Here is a 17,837-nt window from a genome sequence, read left to right on the forward strand (position 1 = left end):
CGGCTCGTCAGGGGTGGCCACGCGGCTCACCACATCGGCGGGTGCCGACGCTGCCACCGCAGCCGCCGCTCGAGCTGGGCGCCGAGCGCGAGCAGGACGTCCTCGCGCCCCGGTCGCCCGATCAGCTGCACGCCCGCGGGGACGCCGTCGACCTCGCCCACCGGGAGGCTGATCGCGGGCAGCCCGGCCACGTTGACGAACGACGTGAACGGCGAGTACAGGCACTGCTGCTCGAAGTTGCGTTCGGCGTCCTCGGCGTCGTACCAGCCGAGCGGGCGCGGCAGCATCGCCAGGGTCGGCGTCAGGACGGCATCGAAGGCCGAGAACCGCTCGACGACGACTCGTTCGAACGCCGCGAGCCCGACGAGCGCCGCCGACAGCTCGCGCGCCGTGACGCGTCGCCCCTGTTCGACCAGCCACCGGGTGACGGGCTCGAGCAGCGCCAGGTCGGCCTCGGTCTCGGCCGGGATGCCCGCCGCCCCCGCCTGCCAGATCGTGCGGAACAACGCCGGGTAGTCGGACGCCGGCAGGGTGGTCTCGTCCACGCCGTGCCCCATCGTAGTGAGCAGGTCGGCGGTCTCGCCGAGGACGCCCAGGAGGCGCGGGTCGACCCGGACGTCGAACGCGTCGTCCCACGGGCTCGTCGTCATGACGGCGACCTGGAAGCGTCCCTCGCCCCGCACGGCCGTGCCGAGGTAGGCGCCGTCGGGTGACGGAGGCGCCCAGAGGGCCTGGTGGTGGCGCGGCTCGCGCCCGTCGGGCGACACCATCGCGTCGAGCAGCAGGGCGGCGTCGGCCACCGACCGGGCCAGGGCCCCGCCGACCGGCAGGCCCGCGAGGCTCGTCAGACCCGACTGCGCCGGCACGCGTCCCCGGGAGGGCTTCAGCCCGACGAGACCCGTGGCGGCGGCCGGGATGCGGATGCTGCCCCCGCCGTCGGACCCGGGCGCGAAGGGCAACAACCCCGCGGCGACGGCGGCCGCGGCGCCGCCGCTCGACCCGCCCGCGCCCGTCTCGGGCGCCCACGGGTTGCGCGTCGGAGGGCCCACGAGCGTCTCGGTGTACGCGGTCAACCCGTACTCGGGCGTGGCCGTCTTGCCCACGCTGATCGCGCCGGCCTCGTCGAGCGCCTCGGTGATCTCGGCCGACGTCTCGGGCACCCGCCCCCTGCTGAGGCGCGAGCCCGACCAGGTCGGCACGCCCGCGCGGTCGCTGAGGTCCTTGTCGGCCAGGGGCAGCCCCCAGAGCGGCGCGACCGAGGGGCCTCCGGCGGCCAGGGCGTCGGCCCGCGCGAGCGCGGCCTCGCCGGTCACCGTCACGAACGCGCCGACGTCGCCGTCGAGGCGGGCGATGCGCTCCAGGTAGTGGGTGGTCAGCTCACGGGGCGAGACCTCGCCGCGACGCAGCCAGTCCCACTGCTCGTGGGCGCTCAGGTGGTGGAGTTCGAACACCCGTCGAGCCTAGGCCGCGGCTCCGACCACGGATCTCGCTTTCTGGTACATTTGTCCCATTCGTGCTCCCCCGGCCGCAGGTCGCCTCCGGGACCGTCGCACGTCTCGACAGGACGCCGTCATGGGTTACCTCTTCCTCGCGCTCGCCATCGTCGGCGAGGTCTTCGCCACGAGCTTCCTCAAGGTCACCAGCGGCCCCGACGCCAAGTGGTGGCAGTACGCGGCGGTCGTGGTCGGCTACGTCTTCGCGTTCGCGATGCTCTCGCAGTCGCTGAGCAAGGGCGTGCCGCTCGGCATCGCCTACGCGATCTGGGCCGGCGTCGGCGTCGTCCTCGTCGCCCTCATCAGCTGGATCTTCTTCAAGGAGCCCCTGACCCTCGTCCAGCTCGGCGGCATCGTCCTCGTCATCGGCGGCGTGACCATGCTCGAGCTCGGCGGTCGCCACGAGGCCGCGGCCTGACCCCGTGACGGACACCACGTCGGGTGACGGCCGGGGCCCCGGCGGCTCGACCGTCGGCCCCGGCGGCCAGGCCCTGACCCCGAAGGGCGAGACCAGGAGGCGCGCCCTGCTCGACGGCGTCCTGGCCGTCCTCGAGGCGGGCGGCCCCTCGGCCGTGACGCACCGCGCGGTGGCCCGCGCGGCCGGCGTCCCGGTCTCGGCGGCCACGTACTACTTCGCCGGACGCGACGACCTGCTGCGGGCGGCGCTGCGCCACGCGACCACGGACTGGGTGCGGTCCTTCGACCGACTCGAGCGCGCCTCCTCGGCGGACCTGGCCGAGACGCTCGTCCGGTACGCGATCACCGAGCGCGGGTCGGCCCGGGCGCAGTACGAGCTGCTCTTCACCGCCATGCGGGACGAGTCGCTGCGCGAGGACGCGGACCTCTGGTACTCGTCGCTCGAGCACGTGCTGAGGAGGACCGGCGTGCCGAGCGAGCGGCTCGACGTCGTGGCCCTCGCCGTCGACGGCCTGATCGTCCGCATGCTCTGGCGCGGCGAGCCCGGCACCGTCGACGCGACCGAACGCATGTTGCGGGAGATCGTCGGCCCGCTGCCCTGAGGTTCAGGCGCGGCGGCGCTTCTTGAGCGACTTCTGCATCGTGATCGTGCCGAGCCAGCGGCCGAACTTGAAGCCGACCCGGCCCATGCGACCGACCTCGGTGAAGCCGAGCCGCGCGTGCAGGCCGATCGACGCCTCGGCGTTCTTGTCGGCGATGACCGCGATCATCTCGCGGATGCCCGCGTCCCGGCAGGCCTCGACGAGCGCCTCGAGCAGGGCACGGCCGAGGCCCTTGCCGGTCGAGGCGGCCCGCAGGTAGATCGAGCTCTCGACGGTGTAGCGGTAGGCCGCCTTGCCGCCCCACGGCGTCGCGAGCGCATAGCCGAGGGCCTCGCCGGACGGGTTCACCGCGACGAGGAACGGCATGCCGAGCGTCGTGACGAAGGCGAACTTGCGGCGCCACTCGGCGAGGGTCATCGCGTCCTCGTCGAAGGTGACGGACGAGTTCGCCACGTAGTGGTTGTAGATCTCCCGGACGTAGGGCAGGTCGGCGGGCGTCGCGGGTCGGATCTCGAACGTGAAGCCGGGCTCGACCGGGGCCGGGGGCCGGAGGGCTCGGGGAAGCCGACGCCGGGGCTGGTATTCCTCTTCGAGCACGGGATCACTCTGCCACGCCGGGTGCGGGACCGTCAGGCGGCGGGCGGGAGCGTCCAGTCGACGGGGTCGCCGCCCTGGGCGACGAGCAGCTCGTTCGCCCGGCTGAACGGCCGCGAGCCGAAGAACCCGCGCGACGCCGACAGGGGGCTCGGGTGCGGCGACTCGATCGAGGGGACGTCGCCGAGCATCGGCTTGAGCGCCGACGCGTCACGGCCCCAGAGGATGGCCACGAGGGGCCCTCCCCGCGCCGCGAGCACCTCGATCGCGCGCTGCGTGACCGGTTCCCAGCCCTTGCCGCGGTGCGACGCCGTCTCGCCCGGACGCACCGTGAGCACCCGGTTGAGCAGCAGCACGCCGTGGCGCGACCACGAGGTCAGGTCACCGTGCTCGACGACGGGGACGCCGAGGTCGTCGTGCAGCTCGCGATAGATGTTCGCGAGGCTGCGCGGCACCGGGCGCACGTGCGGGTCGACGGCGAACGACAGCCCGATCGGGTGGCCGGGCGTCGGGTAGGGGTCCTGACCGACGATCAGGACGCGCACCTCGTCGAGCGGCTGTCGGAAGGCGCGCAGCACGTCCTCGCCGGCGGGCAGGTAACCGCGCCCCGCGCGCACCTCGGCTCGCAGGTACTCGCCCATGTCGGTGATGCGGTCGGCCACGGGTTCGAGCGCGGTCGCCCACGAGGGGTCGATCTGCTCCGAGAGCGGTCGACGGTGGTCGTGCGCCTCGACGGTCACTCGACCCCGAGCGTGCCGACCGAGACGCCGACGATCTCGCCGTCGTCGTCGAGCTGCGGTTCGACCCGCCAGACGCTGCCGGTGCCGAGCACCGCGAGGGCGCCCTCGCCGACGACCAGGGCGGTGTTCTCGTCGATGGCGACGCCACCACGGACGAGTCCCGCCTCGGTGGCGGCGATGAGCCTGGTCAGGGTGCCCCACTGGGCGGCGTGCACGTCGATGGCGAGGTCGACGAGGCCGAGGCCGTCGGCGAGGGTGACCTCGTCCAGGTCTTCTGCCGCGTCCTCGGGGCAGACCGGGACGTCGCCGATCAACCAGCCGCCGAGCACGGCGCGGTCCGCGGCGATCATGGCGCCGGCCGAGAAACCGAGGTAGGGCAGCCCGTCGGCCACCAGGAGGCGCACCTGGTCGATCAACGGAGCGACCGCGTCGAGGTAGGCGGGGGTGAGCCCACCCGCCACCAGCAGGCCGTCGACGTCGCTCAGCACGCGGGTGTCGAACTCGTCCCCGGCGGAGACGATGGTGGTCAGGGCCTCACAGCGCCCCCCGGCGGCCAGCATGGCGGGGTACCCGTCACGGAACTCGGCGGACGGCGAGTCGTCGGCCACGACGATCAGCACGGCGATGCGCGGCACGCTCCGGCCGACGGCGGCACCGCGGACGGCGGCCTCGGCGACGAAGAGGTCGTACAGCTCGGTGTCGTCGGGCGACCAGCCGCCGCCCACCAGGTGGATGCTCACTCGCCCGCCCCCGCTCCGACCTCACGCGTGACGGGCGGCAGTGCGCTCCACGGGAAGGTGATCCACTGGTCGGTGCGCTTCCAGACGAAGTCGGGTTCGAGCACGGTGCGGGGCTTGCTGTAGAGGCAGACCGTGCGGACCTCGGAGGCCACCTCGGCGAGCAGGTCGCGCACGAGCACGAGGGTGCGCCCCGAGTCGGACACGTCGTCGACGACGAGGACCTTCTTGCCCTCGAGCGACGGGGCGTCGAGGGTCGGGGGCAGCAACACGGGCTCGGGCAGCCGCTCGTCGACGCCCGTGTAGAACTCGACGTTGATCGAACCGCACATCTTGGTGTCGAGCGCGTACGCCACGGCACCGGCGAGCACGAGCCCCCCGCGGGCGACGGCGACGATCACGTCGGGCGTGAACCCCGCCTGGACGACGTCGGAGGCCAGGTGGCGAGCGGCCTCACCGAACTCGAGCCAGCCCAGCACCTCCCGCTCGGGAGCCTCGACCTCGGGTCGTGCGGGGGCGGCCTGGCTGTCGTCGGGTGGGGTGACCATGCCGACAACCGTAACGCGCGCAGGGCGCCCCGCGTCACGCCGGGACCCAGGCACCCCCGGGAGGCGCGAAGACCGTGTCGACGCCGTCGGACCACAGCAGCGAGTCCGGCTCGCGGTCGGTGACGCCCGGCAGGCCGCCGTCGGCGACGAGCTCGTCGTCGAGGTCGACGAGCTCGGCCCGTCGCAGCGACCAGGTGTCGTGCCGGTTCGGCCAGTACCGGGTGCGCCCGCCGCGGGCGACGTGCATGCCCCAGCGGGCGGTGAGGAACTCGGCGAGCGGGTCGCCGTCGACGACCTCGTCGGTGGGTCGGACGGACAGGCGTGACGACGGGTTCGCCCCTGGCCCGAGCCGGGTGCTGCGGTACGTCACGACCCCGTCGACCCGGGACTCGCGCATCGACGCCCAGCGATACGGCAGACCGAGGCCCACGTTCGCGGCGAGCACCGAGACGAGGCGCTGCGCCTCGAGGGTGCGGAACACCACGCCGCGTCGGCCCAGGGCGTCGACCGAGTACAGCCGCACGTTCGTCTCGAGGAAGTCCCCGGCCCAGGGCACCGCGGGCAGCGGCCCGAAGGCGCTGCCCGTCAGCTTGAACGGGATGAGCCCGACCCAGGTCGACCCGTCGAACACGTCGGGCCGCGTGCCGGGCGGCAGCAGCGGGGCGACGCGATCGGGCTCGACCCGCCAGTGTGCGAAGGCCAGGCCGCCCCAGTGCTGTCGGATGAACGCGGGGCGGAGCAACGGAGGCGCGGTGCGGGACACCGGATCGGCTTCGGCCCCCGGCATGGTCTGGTCCATGTGGCCCACGGTACGGACGACCGCCTGGGCGGTCCACAGCCTCGGACGAGCTGCCGCCCCCGGCCCTCCCCGGGCCGCCTCAGAGCTGGCGGACGAGTTCGGGGATGCGACCGCGGAACGGGAAGAAGCCCCGGGAGGCGGACGGCCACGCCTCGCCGTCCCACCGCCGCCGGACGGTGACGAGGTCGATCCCCTCGGCAGAGAGGGCTCCGCGCACGGACGTCAGTCGCTCCTGGACGGGACCGACCGGGGCGTACGGCGTCACCACCGTGTCGAGCCCCTCGGACCGCGCCCACTCGACGACGGCGGCGGGCCGTGCGTCGGTGAGCGTCCGGGCGGGCCGACCGTCGGCGTCCCGCGTCCGTGTCGCCGCGTCGTCCCGAGCGCCCGTCGTGAAGGCCACGACGGCGGCGGAGGCGCCCTGTGGGGACCGGCCTCCGGGGTCGGCGGAGACGGCCACGGCCGACAGCCGCGCGACGAGACCGGGGCGTTCGGCGAGCAGGCTCTCGGGCTCGAGGTCCTCCTCGTGGAGCAGCAGCCCGACCCGCCCACCCGGGGAGCCGACGACGTCGGCGGCCTCGACGGGCGTCCGTGGCGGCAACGGCTCCTCGTCGAGGGCCCTGGCCGTCGTGGCGAGACCCTCGGGCGAGAACCGACCGTCGGTGAAGCGCGAGATGTTCGAGGCCGTCGCGAGGTAGGTCTTGCCGGCGGTCTGCAGGCCCGCCACCCAGCGCCAGGACAGGGTGTTCGAGGCCGCGTCCCCGTCGAGCAGGTGGCGGAGGAAGAAGTCGGCGCCCAGGTGCCACGGAAGGCCGAGGGTGAAGATCCAGATGCTGGCGAACCACATGCGCGCGTGGTTGTGGAGGTACCCGGTGTCGACGAGCTCGCGCACCCAGGCGTCCATCGCGTCGATGCCGGTGCGGCCGGCGACCGCCTCGTCGTACCCCGCGGGGACGCCGGCGTCGACGGCGCGGTCGACGTCCCGTCGGTACCGCCGCCACACCTCGGGGTTCTGCTCCAGCCAGCCCTTCCAGTAGGTGCGCCAGAACACCTCCTGCACGAACTTCTCCGCGGCACCGAGCGTGTGACGCTCGAGGACCGCGCCGACGACCTCGCGTTCCGTCACGAGACGGTGGCGGAGGTACGGCGACAGTCCCGAGACGGTGCGGCGTGAGACCCCGAGGTCGTGGTTCCGGTCACGGGCGTAGGCGGAGCCGGCGAGGGGGAGGAACTCGTCGAGGGCCTCGAGGCCGGCGACTCTGGTCGGGACGATCACACGTCCATCTTGCGACCCCGGACCCGTGGGGGCCCGGGGAACGCCGTCGCGACCAGGAGACGTCAGTGGCGGACGGTGGCCGAACGCAGCGGTTCGAGCTGGTCGATCGGCAGACCGACGTGCGTTCCGCGCAGCAGCCCGAGCAGGCGACCGGCCACGAGACCGACGGCCGCGGCGGCCAGCACCGCCGTGCCCCTCCGACGACCGACGAACGAACGCCACGCGCCCGAGGCCAGGCGAGCGGCCGTGACGCCCGGGAGGACGGCGGCGTCGGCTTCTCCGCCGAGGGAGCGTCGCAGCGCGGTCTGGGTGACGCCGCGGCCGACGGCGGCGCCGACGACCGAGCTCCGGCGCGTCCGCGAGGGACGCACCGTGCGCGAGACCCTGGCCGACGAGGTCGACACGACCCGCGCCTCCGGCTCGTCCGCGGCGAGGCGCAGGCACAGCTCGACGAACTCGGCGCCACGGGGCACGCCCTCACGGGCGTCGACACCGCTGGCCAGGCCACCGACCTGCAGCAGGTCCCACCGTCGGAAGGCCACGGTCGCTCCCGCCACGTCGTCGAGGCCGACGAGGCCGTCGGGTCGCGTGCGGGGCGTGCAGTCGACGGCCCAGAGCAGGTCGTCGGGCAGGGCGGAGGCGGCCGCACCGGGCCAGGTCGGTTCGGTCCGTCCCACGACCGCGATGACGTCGACCTGGTCGAACGGGGCGGCGAGCGCGCGGGCCCAGCCGGCGTGGGCGACGCAGTCCGCGTCGAGGAACGCGACGACGTCGCCGCGTGCCGACTCGATGCCGGTGTCGCGGCTGCCGGCGAGCCCCGGGGTGCGGGTGTTGTCGACGACGAGCAGGTCGTCGTACCGGTGGCGCAGGTGGTCGCGGAGTCGCGGTGCCCGATCGACGACCACGAGGACGTCGTGCACGTCGCCGTCGCGGAGGACGGAGTCGAGCGCGGCCGTCAGGCCGTCGAAGGGGGTGGATTCGTCGGCGCAGACGACGACGCTGACGCGGGGGGCCGGGGGGACGGAGGGCAGGGAGGTGCGGACGCGGAGGGTCACGGGGGTTCCTCTGGGTTCGTCGACGGTCGCCGTCGCGCCGCAGGGCGTCGCGTTCGGGTGGCGACCCTCGTCGGAGGGTGCGTTCGGGTGGCGTCGTCGGGAGGGGTGGCCCGACGTCGTCGGCCGGCGGTCGATTCGGGCGACCACGGCAGAGGCACGTCCCGGATTCGGGTTCGGGACGTCCTGACCTCCACAACGGTACGGGTCCCTCCTGGGAAGACGAAGAACGAGGGGGTCCCCCGTTCGAGGGGGCCTCGTCCGGGTGACGTCCGGGTGGCGCCCGGGTGGGGGCCGGTCCGCGTCCGCTCCCCCCGGGTGAGGCTCGCCGTCCCACGCGGTTCTGCGGCCCTCCGGGCCCCGGACGGCAGGAGGCGCGGGCACCGTCGGCGACGTCCCCCCGGTCGCCGGGCGGGTCGTCCCCCGCCGGAACCACCCGCTGGTGACCCGTGTGACGCGTCGTCCGCCCACCCGTCGCGCGGTCCGCCCACCCGGTCGCCGCTCCCCCGCGCGCCGGTAGGGTCGGGGCCTGACCCGCCACCACGAGAGGACGTCGACCAGTGCCCCACGGACCGGGAACGCGCCGTCGCGCGGAACGCACGGCCCTCGAGCGCGCGGTCGACGAAGGCCTGTTGATCGTCCGGGCGGCCCTGGTGGTGGCCGTCACGAACCAGATCATCCGCCGTGCCCTGCAGGAGCGCCTCCCGTTCGACGAGGACGTCGCGACGCGGGTCACCCGCGACGAGATCGACCGCCTGACGGCCGAGCAGACGTCGGCCGCGGTGCGCGTCCGCAGACTGCGTCGGATGACCGGGCGGTCGTACGGTCAGTCCCGTCACCAGTTCGACTACCGTCCCGAGGACGCCGACGCCCTGAAGCTCCGCGAGGCCGCGTCGAAGGGCGTGGCCCGGGCGCTGGCCGCCCGCCGGGAGGACGACGACTTCGTGGCCGAGGTCGTCGCGGACGCCCGGTCGCGAGCGTGGGACGACGTCGGGCAGACGGTCGTCGACCGGCTCGGCTGGGCCGCGCGCCCGGCCGACGACTACGACGACGGGCGCCACGAGCGCCTGCGCGACCTCGTCGAGGGCGACCTCGCGGCCCTGCGCGAGAGCCGCACGGACGGCGGGGCCGGCTCGGTCAGTCCTTCTTGACCCTCAGCTCGCCCTTGGCCACCTTGTACGTCGCCGCCTGAGCCACGGGCTTGATGGTCACCAGGTCGAGGTTGACGTGGGCCGGCAGCTCGACCGAGTGCACGATCGACTCGGCCACGTCGTCAGCCGTCAACGGCGACTCGACGTCGCGGTAGACCGCGTCGGCGCGGTCCTGGTCGCCGCCGAAGCGCACGAGCGAGAACTCCTCGGTGTGCACCATGCCCGGCGCGATCTCGATCACCCGGATCGGCTCCCCGGCCAGCTCGAGCCGCAGCACGGCCACGAGGGCGTGCTCGGCGAACTTCGAGGCGTTGTAGCCACCGCCGTTCTCGTAGGCGACGTGACCGGCGATCGACGTGACGGTCACGATGTCGGCACCCCGCGCCTCCTCGGCTCCGCGGCGGAGCGACGGCAGCAAGGCGGTGACCGCGCGCTTGGTGCCCAGGACGTTGACGTCGAACATGCGCTGCCAGTCGTCGATCGAGCCGTTCTCGACGCTGTCGAGTCCGAACGCCCCACCCGCGTTGTTGACCAGGGCGTGCAACGGTCCGGTCTCCTCGACGTGGGCCCGCAGGGCGGCCACGTCGTCGTCGCTGGTGAGGTCGGCCCGGAACCAGGCCGCCCCCGTCTCGTCGGCGAGCGCCCGGAGGCGGTCCTCGCGTCGCGCGACGGCCAGGACCTCCCAGCCGCGGGAGCGGAACGACCGCACCGTCGCCGCTCCGATGCCCGAGCTCGCTCCCGTCACCACGACCCGCTTCGCCACGTCTGCCTCCTGTTGCCTCGTTCGTGGTCGGCGCCCGCTGCAGGCGCACCGCCCCACGCTAGCGGCCCCGTTACGTCCCGTGTCCGGCATCGTGGACGGTCGGGGGCACGGTCCGTACCGTGGCTGTCACCGCAGACCCCCGCCGACGACCCCGGCCCACGCACCCCGACCGCAGGAGCACACCATGACCGACGCCCAGACCGCCTGGAAGTTCGAGACGCAGCAGATCCACGCCGGGGCCCAGCCCGACCCGACGACCCATGCCCGCGCCACGCCGATCTACAAGACGACGTCGTACGTCTTCCGGGACGCGCAACACGCGCAGGACCTCTTCGCCCTCGCCGAGAACGGCAACATCTACTCGCGCATCATGAACCCCACCCACGACGTCGTGGAGAAGCGCATCGCCGCGCTCGAGGGCGGGACGGGTGCCCTGCTGGTGTCGTCGGGCCAGGCCGCGTCGACCTTCGCCGTGCTGAACATCGCCGAGGCGGGCGACCACATCGTGTCGTCGTCGTCGATCTACGGCGGCACGTACAACCTCTTCAAGTACACGCTCGCGAAGCTCGGCATCGAGACGACGTTCGTCGAGAACCAGGACGACGCCGACGAGTGGCGCCGCGCCGTGCGTCCGAACACGAAGCTGTTCTTCGCCGAGACGATCGGCAACCCGAAGATCAACATCCTCGACCTCGAGAAGGTGTCCGGGGTGGCACACGCCGAGGGCGTCCCGCTGATCGTGGACAACACGATCGCGACGCCGTACCTGATCAGGCCGCTCGAGCACGGGGCCGACATCGTCGTCCACTCGGCGACGAAGTTCCTCGGCGGGCACGGCACCGTCATCGGCGGCTTCATCGTCGACGGCGGGACCTTCCCGTGGTCGTCCCACGCGGAGCGCTTCCCCGGTCTGACGCAGCCCGACCCGTCGTACCACGGGGCCGTCTACACGCAGGCCGTCGGCGACGCTCTCGCCTACGTCATCAAGGCGCGCGTGCAGCTGCTGCGCGACCTCGGGGCGTCCAACAGCCCGGACACGGCCTTCTCGTTGATCCAGGGCATCGAGACGCTCAGCCTGCGGATCGAGCGACACGTCCAGAACGCGCAAGAGGTGGCGGAGTGGCTCGACGCCCGCGACGACGTCGCCGCGGTGTACTACGCGGGCCTGCCGACGAGCCCCTGGTACGCGGCGGCGAACAAGTACGCACCCAAGGGCGTCGGGGCCGTGCTGTCCTTCGAGCTCAAGGGAGGCGTCGACGCCGGCCGAGCGCTCGTCGACGCCCTCGAGCTCTTCAGCCACCTCGCGAACATCGGCGACGTGCGCAGCCTCGTGATCCACCCCGCCTCGACGACGCACTCGCAGCTCACCCCCGAGCAGCAGCTCACGACCGGCGTCACGCCGGGGCTCGTCCGCCTCTCGGTCGGCCTCGAGAACGTCGACGACCTGAAGGCCGACCTCGACGCGGGCTTCGCGGCGGCGCGCGCCGTCACCCGGGAGGCGCTCCGCAGCAGCTAGGACGGGCGCCGGCCGGTCGGGGCCTGCGCGGTGGACTCGAGGAGGCGCGGTGTGCGTAACAAACGCACCGCGCCTCCTCGGCTCGTCCAGGATGGACGTCACATGGACTGGCAGAGCACACCCGAGGACACCGTCCCGTCGAGCGTCATCAGCGAGCGCACGCGCCTGGCGATGCTCGGCCGGCCGCCGGTCACCGGAGCCTGGCGCGACGGCGACGACCCCGGCGGACGGTCGTTCGTGACCCTGGACGACCTCGTGCTCGAGAGCGGCGTGACGCTGCCCCGACCGCGGCTCGCCGTCGAGACCTGGGGCGAACTCGACGCCGAACGCAGCAACGCCGTGCTCGTCTCGCACGCCCTCACCGGCGACAGCCACGTCGTCGGCGCGGCCGGCCCCGGCCACCCCACGGCAGGCTGGTGGAACGGCGTCGTCGGCCCGGGGCTCGCGATCGACACCGACCGCTGGTTCGTCGTCGCACCGAACGTGCTCGGGGGCTGCCAGGGCAGCACCGGCCCCTCGTCCTTCGCTCCGGACGCCGTCGAGTGGGGTTCGAGGTTCCCCCACCTGACGATCCGGGACCAGGTCGCCGCCCAGGCGGCGTTGGCCGACCGCCTCGGCATCGAGCGGTGGGCCGCGGTCGTCGGCGGGTCGATGGGCGGCATGCACGCCCTCGAGTGGGCGATCACGCACCCCTCGCGCGTCGCCCGGCTCGCGGTGCTGGCCGCGCCGCCGGTCGTGAGCGCCGACCAGATCGCCCTGAACACGGTGCAGTACGAGGCCATCCGGATGGACGCCGCCTTCGACGGCGGCGACTACTACGACGCCGTCGACGGCCCGTACCGCGGCCTCGCCCTCGCCCGGCGGATGGCCTTGCTCAACTACCGCTCGCCCGACGAACTGAACGCCCGCTTCGGTCGCAGCTGGCAGAGCGAGATCTCACCGCTGGGCGGTCCGGGACGGTTCCAGGTCGAGAGCTACCTCGACTTCCACGGCAACAAGTTCACCCGCCGCTTCGACGCGGGCAGCTACGTGACCCTGCTCGGTGCCATGAACTCGCACGACGTCGGGCGGGACCGGGGCGGCGTGGCGGCGGCGCTGAACCGCATCACGGCTCCGACGCTGGTGCTCGGCGTCGACAGCGACCGACTCTTCCCCGTGTCCGACCAGCGGGTCATCGCGCGACACCTGCGACACGGCCTGGACGGCGACGGCGTGGCCGTGGTCGAGAGCCCCTACGGGCACGACGGATTCCTCATCGAAGGCGACGCGGTGGGCGCCCAGCTGCGCCGCTTGCTCGACTGACCCCAGTTCGGTGGACACCACGGGGTACAGTTCCGCATCGCGACCGGATCGTTACCCCGACAATCGGCGTTTCGGGCCGTGCACGACCCCCTGAGAGGGGGCTGGGTGTGAAAACATGAGGAGTCGCCAGCCACCCGGCAGCCGTGACGCCACCGTCGGAAGCCACTCACGAATCATGGACATCTTCGCCCAAGAGCGCGATCGTCTGCTCAGCAGCACGACCCGCACCCTGGGGCTCGCCTGCGCGGCGGTCTCGGTCGTGGCCCTGGCGATCCCCGGCGTGACCGACCCCCTGCACCTCGCGGCGATCGCCCCGCTCGCCGCTCTGCTCGTCGTGTCGCTGCTCTTCGTCACCGGGCCGCGCGCCCGCGTCTGGGTCCCGGTCGGGCTGGCCTCGGGCATCACGGCGACCGTGGTGGCCCTGCTGCCCGCCGGTGGCCCCGACGACGGTCCGCTCGCCACCGCGATCATCCCCCTGGCCGGTGGCGCGACCGCCGCCTTCAGCCTCATGCTCTCGTCCAGTCGCCCACGGCTGACCACGGCGATCGTGGCCTTCGTCGTCGAACTGACCCTGGTGGCCCTGGCGACCGGCTCGCCGTTCACCTTCCCGGTCGCGGCCGTGCTGCTCGGCTGGGTGTCCTGCTTCGTCACGGGCCTCTGGCTCGGACGCGCCGTGCCCCTGGCGGCACGCCGCATCTACAGCATCGGCAACGCCCACCGGGCCGAACGTCAGGCCAGCGAGACCGAGGCCCAGCGGCGGCAGGGCGCCCGCCTGCTGCACGACACCGTGCTGGCCACGCTGACCCTGCTCGCCCACTCGGGGTTCGGCGTCACGCCCCAGGCGCTCCAGGACCAGGCGGCCGAGGACGCACGCCTTCTGCGCCACCTCCGTCTCGGCGGCACGCCGCAGCCGCAGGCGTCGGGCGACTACAGCCTCGAGACGGTCGAGGAATCCCCGCTCGGTCAGACCCTCGAGTCGGTCAAGCAGCGCTTCGGCCGCATGGGCCTCGAGGTGAGCTGGCACGGCACCGGCCAGGTCCTGCTGCCCACCCACGTGCTCGACGCGTTCCTGCTGGCCCTCGCGGAGTGCCTCGAGAACGTGCGACGTCACGCCGGCGTGACCGAGGCCCACGTCACGATCATCCACGACGACTCGATGGTCCGTGCCATGGTCACGGATGCGGGCGTCGGGTTCGACCTCGCCGGCATCAGCGAAGAGCGCCTGGGCTTCAAGGAGTCCGTCGTCGGCCGGCTGCACGAGGTCGGCGGCAGCGCCCGTCTGTTCTCGTCGCCCGGGTCGGGCACCACCGTCGTCCTGGAGGCACCGCGATGAGCGTCGACGAGAACACCTTCGGGATCGTCCGGGGCCGCCGAGCCGCTCGCGGCCTGCCGATCAGTTCGACCGGAGCGCGTTCGCTGCGCCAGGCCCGTGCGGCCGGTGCCACCCTCGGCACCGGGTACCTCGGCGTCGGCGCGGCCGTGGTCGCCGCGCTCCAGGCCGTGTACGGCCTCGCCTTCTTCCTCAGCCACCTCTCGGCCTATCCCGACGTCGCCCCCGTCCTGATCTCGTGGCTGCTCTACGTGGCCACCTTCATCGGCACGGCCGTGCTCGTGACCGTCCGGGGCGAGCGGCTGACCACGGGCGTGTTCGCCGTCATCGGGGTCGTCCTCGCCGTCGTCGTCACGCTGGACTTCGTCGCCATCTGGCCGCTGCACGACGTGGGTGCCTATGCCACGTCGAGCGTCGCCGTCGGCTTCGGCCTGCTGCCCATCGTCACCCTCAGGCCCGTGCGAGAGGTCGTCACGGCCACCGCCCTGCTCTTCGTGGCGTTCGTCGTCATGGTGGCGCTCTCGACCCCCGTGACCAGCGACTCGGGCCCGCAGCAGATCACCGTCGTGGCCCTGGCCGTCCTGCCGAGCGCCATCGCCACCTTCGCGGTGCACCGCTTCCGTCGCATGGTGCAGGTCGAACTCGACCGGGTACTCGTGCAGAGCAACGTGTCACAGCCCCGTTTCGCGGTGGGCATGCTCGCCAGCGACGAACTGGCGCGACTCGACCTCGCGGCCGAGAAGCTGCTCGACGGCGTCGCGAACGGCGACGTGCCCCTGCCCCTGTCGCCCAAGGTCGCGTCGCAGGCCGCGTCGCTCGCCACCGAACTGCGCCTGCACCTCATCGAGGGCCGGCGCGAGACCTGGCTGCACCACGCCGTCACCGAGTCCGAGTACCTCGGCCGGTCGGTCGCGCTGGTCGACCCGTCGTCGCTCGCCGGCCTGCTCGCCCCGGCACAGCGCGACGGACTGCTCCAGGGCGTCTGGTTGCTGCTCGGCGACTCGAAGAGCCGCGCACCGGGCACGACGATCCAGCTGACCCTCGGCCCGGTGACCGCCGCGTCCCAGTCCTTCGCCGGTCGCAGCGTCTGCGTGCCCGTCGTGCTCTCGACCACGGGCATCCGCCGCAACCGCGTCACGCCCGCCACCTGGAACGCCCTCGAGCGTGCCGGTGAGTACGTCGTCTCGACCCACGAGTCGAGCGTCAAGATCTCGGTCAACTGCATCGTGGACAACCCCGCCGAGGCCTGACCCGCCGAGCACCCCGCGTGGCCCGGCCCCATCACCACCCCCGCCCGTAGCATGAACCCCACTCCGTCCTGAAAGAAGGTCCCGACGTGTCAGACCACGACGACCGCATCCGCCTCGCCCTCGTAGACGACCACAAGATGCTCCTGGGCGCCCTCAGCGAGTGGATCCGTGGTGCCGCGAGCGACATCTCGATGGTCGCCGCCGTCGCGTCCTGGCCCGAGCTGCTCACGCACCCCGAGTTCCCGGTCGACGTCGTGCTGCTCGACCTCGACCTGAAGGACAACATCCCGATCTCGCTCAAGATCAACACGCTCAAGACGACGGGCGTCAAGACCGTGCTGATGAGCACCTACTCCGAGCCCAACGTGGTGCGCGAGGCCCTCGCCGCCGGCGCCCTGGGGTACCTCGTCAAGAGCGAGGACGCCGAGATGATCGTCGAGGCGATCCGCTCGGCCGCCAAGGGAGAGTCGTACATCTCGGCCGAACTCGACCTGGCCCTCAACGCCGCCGAGGTGGGTGGTGTGCCGAAGCTCAGCGCGCAGGAACGCCGGGTCATGGCTCTCTACGGCGGTGGCGAGCCGGTCAAGGCCGTCGCCTACCAGCTCGGCATCAGCGAAGAGACGGCCAAGAGCTACCTCAAGCGCATCCGCGAGAAGTACCGCGTCGCCGGCTACGACGTCGGCACCAAGGTCGCCCTCCGGAAGCGCGCCATCCAGGACGGCATCCTCCTCCAGACCGACACGCCGGCCCAGACCAGCTTCTGACGCCCGGCCCCACGCGGAGAACGGCCCGACCCCCTCAGGGGCCGGGCCGTTCCTCGTCTGCGTGACCCGCGCCTCCTCGGAACCGGGCCGTTCGTCGTCTGCCCGACCCGCGCCTCCTCGGGACCCGTCGTCCCGCATCGGCGGGGCGAGGGAGGCTAGGCCGAGACCGACTCGCGTTCGGCGGCCGTGACGCGTGCCGCTCCGCGCCGGTCGTCGACTCGCTGCATGCCGAAGCTGATCATGGTCAGGACGACCCCGGCCAGGGCGAGCACGACGCCGACCCACCCGGGTGCCGAGAAGCCGAGGCCCGCCGCGATGACCGCGCCGCCGAGGTACGCGCCGAAGCTGTTGCCGAGGTTCATGGCCGAGTGGTTCAGGGCGGCTCCGATGACCTGGCTCTCGCCCGCGACCTCCATCAGGCGGGACTGCACCGAGGGACCGACGCTCGAGCCGACGAGGCCGACGAAGAACGTGCTGACGAAGATGCCGACGATCGAACTCGACGTGAGCGCGTATGCCGAGAGCGCGGCGATGAGGCCGACGAAGCCGAGGTACATGGCGAGCTTGAGCGACCGGTCGGCCAGCCAACCGCCGAGCAGGTTCCCGATGGTCATGCCGACGCCGACCGTGACGAGCACCCAGGGCACGACGCCCTGGGACACGCCCGCGCCCTCGGTCACGGCGTTGGCGATGTAGCTGTAGACCGCGAAGAACCCGCCGAAGCCGATGGCTCCGATGCCCATCACGAGCCACACCTGTGGCTGCTTGAACGCCCGCAGCTCGCGCTTCATCGAGGCGGACGCGTCGCCGTCCTGGTGCGGCACGGCGAGGGCGACGGCGGCGAAGGTCAGGGCGAAGATGAGGGCCACGGCGAGGTAGGCGACGCGCCACCCGGCTTGCTGGCCGAGCCAGGTGATCGAGGGCACGCCGATGACGTTCGCGATCGTCAGGCCGCTGAGGACGAGCGCGACGCCCTTGCCCCGGTTGCCCGGCCCCATGATCGACGCGGCGACGATGGACGCGATGCCGAAGTACGCGCCGTGCGGCAGACCCGCGGCGAAGCGTGCGGCCAGCACCCAGCCGAACGACGGCAGCAGGGCCGACGCGATCGTGCCGACCGTGAAGGCGGCGAGGAGCGCCAGGAGCAGCTTCTTCTTCGGGAAGTGCGACGACATCGCGGCGATGGTCGGGGCCCCGACGACGACGCCGAGGGCGTAGGCGCTGATCAACCAGCCGGCCTGGGCGATGCCGGCGTCGGCCGACCGCGAGTAGAGATCGGGCAGCAGGTCGCCCGCCATGTTCGGCAGGAGGCCCATGGCCACGAACTCGGTCGAGCCGATTCCGAACCCGCCGAGGGCGAGGGCGATCAAGGCGGCCGTGCGACGACGGCGGGAGAGGTGGGTCACGAGCGGGCCTTTGCGGATCGAGAAGAGCCAGAGGAGAAGGGAGGAACGACCTTCGCTCGTCATCGAGCAGGGCATCTGCGGAGGAGCGACACGTCGC

General features: G+C 72.8%; 18 protein-coding genes. 8 read left to right on the plus strand and 10 right to left on the minus strand.

All coding sequences use genetic code 11. From position 1 onward, the window contains the following. Positions 1-26: 26 nt before the first annotated feature. Positions 27-1,451 carry an amidase gene (locus QRN23_RS11775; protein ID WP_200413112.1) on the minus strand — a complete coding sequence of 475 codons (1,425 nt, stop codon included), beginning with the start codon at positions 1,449-1,451 and terminating at the stop codon, positions 27-29. A gap of 121 nt (positions 1,452-1,572) precedes the next feature. On the opposite strand from QRN23_RS11775, the gene QRN23_RS11780 reads away from it, so the two are divergent. Both QRN23_RS11780 and QRN23_RS11785 read left to right on the plus strand, forming a co-directional pair. Continuing rightward, complete coding sequence (locus QRN23_RS11780) at positions 1,573-1,911, plus strand: DMT family transporter (protein WP_056045992.1); 339 nt, start codon at positions 1,573-1,575, stop codon at positions 1,909-1,911. A gap of 4 nt (positions 1,912-1,915) precedes the next feature. Beyond that, positions 1,916-2,512, plus strand: coding sequence for a TetR/AcrR family transcriptional regulator (locus QRN23_RS11785; protein WP_285063622.1), 597 nt, complete (start codon positions 1,916-1,918; stop codon positions 2,510-2,512). A gap of 3 nt (positions 2,513-2,515) precedes the next feature. On the opposite strand, the gene QRN23_RS11790 is transcribed toward QRN23_RS11785, so the two are convergent. The 7 genes from QRN23_RS11790 to QRN23_RS11820 all read right to left on the minus strand — a co-directional run bounded on the left by QRN23_RS11790 (position 2,516) and on the right by QRN23_RS11820 (position 8,261). Then, the gene (locus QRN23_RS11790; protein WP_285063623.1) at positions 2,516-3,109 is read right to left on the minus strand and encodes a GNAT family N-acetyltransferase; all 594 of its coding nucleotides are present in this window, start codon (positions 3,107-3,109) and stop codon (positions 2,516-2,518) included. A 32-nt stretch (positions 3,110-3,141) separates the two neighbouring features. Then, complete coding sequence (locus tag QRN23_RS11795) at positions 3,142-3,846, minus strand: uracil-DNA glycosylase (protein ID WP_173151017.1); 705 nt, start codon at positions 3,844-3,846, stop codon at positions 3,142-3,144. Beyond that, positions 3,843-4,586 carry a Type 1 glutamine amidotransferase-like domain-containing protein gene (locus tag QRN23_RS11800; RefSeq protein WP_233568344.1) on the minus strand — a complete coding sequence of 248 codons (744 nt, stop codon included), beginning with the start codon at positions 4,584-4,586 and terminating at the stop codon, positions 3,843-3,845. Before QRN23_RS11800 ends, QRN23_RS11795 begins: the two co-directional genes overlap by 4 nt. Then, positions 4,583-5,131, minus strand: coding sequence for a phosphoribosyltransferase (locus QRN23_RS11805; protein WP_056046006.1), 549 nt, complete (start codon positions 5,129-5,131; stop codon positions 4,583-4,585). Before QRN23_RS11805 ends, QRN23_RS11800 begins: the two co-directional genes overlap by 4 nt. A 34-nt stretch (positions 5,132-5,165) precedes the next feature. Further along, positions 5,166-5,930, minus strand: a complete 765-nt coding sequence (locus QRN23_RS11810) for a YqjF family protein (protein ID WP_233568345.1) — start codon at positions 5,928-5,930, stop codon at positions 5,166-5,168. Positions 5,931-6,009: 79 nt separating this feature from the next. Further along, positions 6,010-7,206: an FAD-binding domain-containing protein gene (locus tag QRN23_RS11815; RefSeq protein ID WP_285063624.1), complete on the minus strand. Its 1,197-nt coding sequence runs from the start codon at positions 7,204-7,206 to the stop codon at positions 6,010-6,012. Between the two features lie 62 nt (positions 7,207-7,268). After that, positions 7,269-8,261: a glycosyltransferase family 2 protein gene (locus QRN23_RS11820; protein WP_285063625.1), complete on the minus strand. Its 993-nt coding sequence runs from the start codon at positions 8,259-8,261 to the stop codon at positions 7,269-7,271. Positions 8,262-8,818: 557 nt separating this feature from the next. On the opposite strand from QRN23_RS11820, the gene QRN23_RS11825 reads away from it, so the two are divergent. Then, a complete protein-coding gene (locus QRN23_RS11825) occupies positions 8,819-9,409 on the plus strand; it encodes a hypothetical protein (RefSeq protein ID WP_192123341.1) in 591 nt (196 codons plus the stop codon). Here QRN23_RS11825 and QRN23_RS11830 read toward each other — a convergent pair. After that, positions 9,396-10,172 (minus strand): SDR family oxidoreductase, encoded by a 777-nt coding sequence (locus QRN23_RS11830; protein WP_233568346.1) that lies wholly within the window; start codon positions 10,170-10,172, stop codon positions 9,396-9,398. The two genes, QRN23_RS11825 and QRN23_RS11830, sit on opposite strands and share 14 nt — an antisense overlap. 184 nt (positions 10,173-10,356) lie before the next feature. Between QRN23_RS11830 and QRN23_RS11835 the strand changes: the two genes are divergently transcribed. From QRN23_RS11835 to QRN23_RS11855, 5 genes are all read left to right on the plus strand, one after another. After that, on the plus strand, positions 10,357-11,688 hold the full coding sequence (locus QRN23_RS11835) for a bifunctional o-acetylhomoserine/o-acetylserine sulfhydrylase (RefSeq protein ID WP_285063626.1): 1,332 nt from the start codon (positions 10,357-10,359) through the stop codon (positions 11,686-11,688). Between the two features lie 102 nt (positions 11,689-11,790). After that, entirely contained in the window at positions 11,791-12,990 is a 1,200-nt protein-coding gene (gene metX, locus QRN23_RS11840; RefSeq protein ID WP_159825288.1) for a homoserine O-acetyltransferase MetX, read from the plus strand. A gap of 175 nt (positions 12,991-13,165) precedes the next feature. After that, positions 13,166-14,323, plus strand: a complete 1,158-nt coding sequence (locus tag QRN23_RS11845) for a sensor histidine kinase (RefSeq protein WP_285063627.1) — start codon at positions 13,166-13,168, stop codon at positions 14,321-14,323. Further along, complete coding sequence (locus QRN23_RS11850) at positions 14,320-15,570, plus strand: hypothetical protein (RefSeq protein WP_056046027.1); 1,251 nt, start codon at positions 14,320-14,322, stop codon at positions 15,568-15,570. The genes QRN23_RS11845 and QRN23_RS11850 overlap by 4 nt, the downstream gene beginning before the upstream one ends. Positions 15,571-15,656: 86 nt before the next feature. Next, the gene (locus QRN23_RS11855) at positions 15,657-16,334 is read left to right on the plus strand and encodes a response regulator transcription factor (RefSeq protein WP_043593728.1); all 678 of its coding nucleotides are present in this window, start codon (positions 15,657-15,659) and stop codon (positions 16,332-16,334) included. A gap of 155 nt (positions 16,335-16,489) precedes the next feature. On the opposite strand, the gene QRN23_RS11860 is transcribed toward QRN23_RS11855, so the two are convergent. Beyond that, positions 16,490-17,740, minus strand: a complete 1,251-nt coding sequence (locus QRN23_RS11860; RefSeq protein WP_236556851.1) for an MFS transporter — start codon at positions 17,738-17,740, stop codon at positions 16,490-16,492. Positions 17,741-17,837 lie beyond the last annotated feature (97 nt).

This window comes from Frigoribacterium sp. ME-P-080 (assembly GCF_030209595.1).
GTDB lineage: Bacteria > Actinomycetota > Actinomycetes > Actinomycetales > Microbacteriaceae > Frigoribacterium.